Origin of the sequence: Ureibacillus suwonensis, from assembly GCF_042655065.1 — a bacterium.
GTDB classification, from domain to species: domain Bacteria; phylum Bacillota; class Bacilli; order Bacillales_A; family Planococcaceae; genus Ureibacillus; species Ureibacillus suwonensis.
Genome location: NZ_JBHSNQ010000140.1, coordinates 1 through 3,472 on the forward strand (window position 1 = coordinate 1; position 3,472 = coordinate 3,472).

A 3,472-nucleotide genomic window follows, 5' to 3' on the forward strand; every position below is an offset into this window, starting at 1 on the left:
AATCATACCTAGCCTTATATGAGGTTCGTGTTCCTCGGACCGGTGTTTTGCCTCCAGCTTCCTTCAGATTCCGCGTCACCACGGACACCCTTGCTCTTGGCTAACCTCTACTTCTGTCTTCGGGGTTTGGGACTTACACCCTATAGTTCATGTACATGCCGGGCGCACAAAAGGACCGATAGAAAATTTTCCATCGGTCAAATTAATAATACATATATAAGTTGTAAATTTTTACTTAATTCCTCTCATGGCTTTGGAAATGATTGGAGTCAATAATAATATGATCATGCCCAAGATAATGGACAATCCGCCCAATGCTCCGAAGTAAGTAAATTCCGTTACTGCTTCATAAAGTCTTACAAGCTGTGCGTTAATTGCTTGCGCAGCCGCACTTGTCAAGAACCAGAGGGCCATTGTCTGAGATGCAAAGGCTTGAGGGGCAAGTTTTGTCGTTGCAGACAATCCAACCGGAGAAAGCAACAATTCCCCAATAACAACTAAAAAGAATGATAACACCAGCCATAATGGGCTTACCAATTCTGTTCCACCGGAAAGCTTGGATGGAATCATCATGATTAAGAAAGATGCTCCTGCGAAGAATAGGGCAATGGAAAACTTGAGCGGGGTTGATGGCTGGCGATCGCCAAGTTTTATCCATATCCATGCGAAAACCGGAGCGAAGATGATGACAAACAATGGATTTAATGATTGGAACCAGGAAGCTTTTAATTCAAAACCCCCGACATTCAAATTTGTTCTCGTATCAGCATATGTCGCCAATATTGTTGCCCCTTGTTCCTGTATTGCCCAGAACATCACCGCGGCAATGAATAATGGAATATATGCCAACACCCGGGATTTTTCATCCTTTGTCGTTTTCGGGCTTCGGTACATGATGATAAAGAACGCTGTTGGAATCAACACACCCAATGTTGTAATGATTGTGCTGAATACCGCCATTGTCAAATTACCGGAAATGTACAATCCGCCCAGTACAACGGCAATTGCAGCAAAAATCAACGTAAAATACATGACGGCTTTTTTCTTTTCAGAATCATTCAATGGGTTTGGCACTTGAACCCCTGCCAGACCAAGATTTTTCTTTTGGGTTGCCAAGTAAGTAATCAACCCGATCAACATACCAATACCCGCTAAACCGAATCCTAAATGGAAGCTGTATGTTTCACCGATTGTCCCAACAATAAACGGTGATAAAAACGCACCCATATTGATTCCCATATAGAAAATACTAAAACCGGAGTCGCGACGGGCATCATTTTCGGCATACATGTCACCAACGATCGAGGACACATTCGTTTTTAATAGGCCTGTGCCAATAATGATGAAAGCCATCGAAATAACAAGGCCGGTCAATGCAAGAGGCAAAGCCAAAATAAAATGCCCTATCATAATTAATATGCCGCCATAAAATACCGTCTTGCGGGGGCCCCATACGCGGTCAGAGAACCAACCGCCGATAATGCCGGACATATATACCAACGAACCATAGATGGCCATAATGGAGTTTGCGGTACCTTTGTCCAGTCCCAAACCGCCTTCGTTCAATTCATAATACATGTAGAATATTAAAATCGCCCGCATTCCATAATAGGAAAAGCGTTCCCAGAACTCGGTAAAGAACAATGTGAACAATCCTTTAGGATGTCCTACAAATCCCTTTTGGGGGACCGATTTTACAATCTCTTCCTTGGATAACATTGATTCTCCTTCTTTCCTTTATTACACTTTTTTCTTTTTTCTGAAAATTCCGCCACTTAGATTCAACTACATTAACTAGTTATAAATAATAACCAAAACTTTTTCAATATATTTGCATAATGTTTAAATTTTAAGTTAATTTCGCATTTTTCTAAATTTCCAATCATTCCAACTGTTTCGTTCAAATTACATTCCGTTTTATTCCTATATTAAAATAACTTATAACCTTCCGCATAGTTCGATTAAAATAAAAAACGGAAGAAATTAGATTCCTTCCGCTCTTTTTTATACTATTTCACCACATATTCCTCAAACTTTTTAAAATCCGCTTCCTTTAATTCCACTTTTAATCTCGTACCGTCTTCTTCATATTCCGTCGAAATGATGGATGCAATATCATTCAAATATGAAACGATATCCCCCCGATGGAAAGGGATGATCATTTCACACGTATAATCGGAGAAAATATGTTTCCGAATACAATCGATCAACTCATCCAGCCCTTTTTCTTCTTTTGCAGAAATCCAGAGGTCATCTCCGTAAACTTGTGGGTAAGGGACTCCGGCCAAATCACACTTATTATAAATGTAAAGGGTTGGCACATTTTCAACCCCGATTTCTTTTAACGTCTGATTTGTCACATCCATCATAAACCTGTATTCCTTGTTGGAAACATCAACAACATGCAGCAACAGATCCGCTTCCCTTGCTTCTTCCAATGTGGAACGGAAAGCTTTTACCAATTGATGGGGAAGCTTGCTGACAAATCCAACGGTATCCGTAAGCAAAAACTGTTTTTTATCCGGCAATTCAATTTTTCTGACTGAGGTATCCAATGTGGCGAAAAGCATATCCTTTTCAAATACTTCTTTTTCCGCATGGCCGAATTTCCCAATCAATTTGTTCATGATCGTCGATTTTCCGGCATTTGTATACCCCACAAGCGATACGACGGGTACTTCATTTTTTCGCCGTTTCTTTCGCTGGGTCTCCCTCTGCTCTTCCACTTCCTCAAGCTCTTTTCGCAGCCTTGCAATTTGGTCCTCGATTTTCCGGCGATCGAGCTCCAACTTTGTTTCACCAAGCCCTCTGTTCCGGAGACTACCGCCTGTCGCACCGGCTTGTCTCGATAAGGAAGAATGCAGTCCCACAAGCCTTGGCAGCATGTATTGCAGCTGAGCCAACTCCACTTGCAATTTTGCTTCTTTCGTTTTTGCACGCCGATCAAAAATATCCAAAATTAATGTTGTCCGGTCAATAACTTTGCAATCCAAATCATGTTCCAAATTGCGAATTTGAGATGGAGAAAGTTCATCGTTGAATATGATGAGGTTCGCTCCCGTCTCATCAAAGAAATTCTTTATTTCAACCACTTTTCCTTTTCCCACATAATGCGAAGGGTTGATGCGTTCCAAATTTTGTGTCACTTGCCCCAACACTTCCACTTCCAAAGCTTCCGCAAGATTTGCCAATTCTTCCATGGAATATTCAAAATTTGGATCACCTAAATTGACGCCGACTAATATCGCTTTTTCTTTCGGCGCCTCCACTTCTTTTAATCGCGTCATCCTATTCCCTCCAATACGGCTCATCCTTATAATTTCAGTATACCATTCCCATAAAAAGAAAGAGGCTGGGACAAAACTAGCTTCAAAATAGGAAAAAGGAGAATTTGAGCCAACTCAAATTCTCCTTTTTCCATTTCTCTCCATTATTTTTGGTCAGTTGATCTTTGTTGGCCGTGTATTTCCGT

The 3,472-nt window shown here is 41.0% G+C and carries 2 protein-coding genes; both read right to left on the reverse strand.

The genetic code is table 11. From position 1 onward, the window contains the following. Positions 1-231: 231 nt before the first annotated feature. Positions 232-1,719 carry a peptide MFS transporter gene (locus ACFPOH_RS11330; protein WP_342580563.1) on the reverse strand — a complete coding sequence of 496 codons (1,488 nt, stop codon included), beginning with the start codon at positions 1,717-1,719 and terminating at the stop codon, positions 232-234. A gap of 290 nt (positions 1,720-2,009) precedes the next feature. Beyond that, complete coding sequence (hflX, locus tag ACFPOH_RS11335; RefSeq protein WP_390309714.1) at positions 2,010-3,287, reverse strand: GTPase HflX; 1,278 nt, start codon at positions 3,285-3,287, stop codon at positions 2,010-2,012. Between the last annotated feature and the right edge of the window lie 185 nt (positions 3,288-3,472).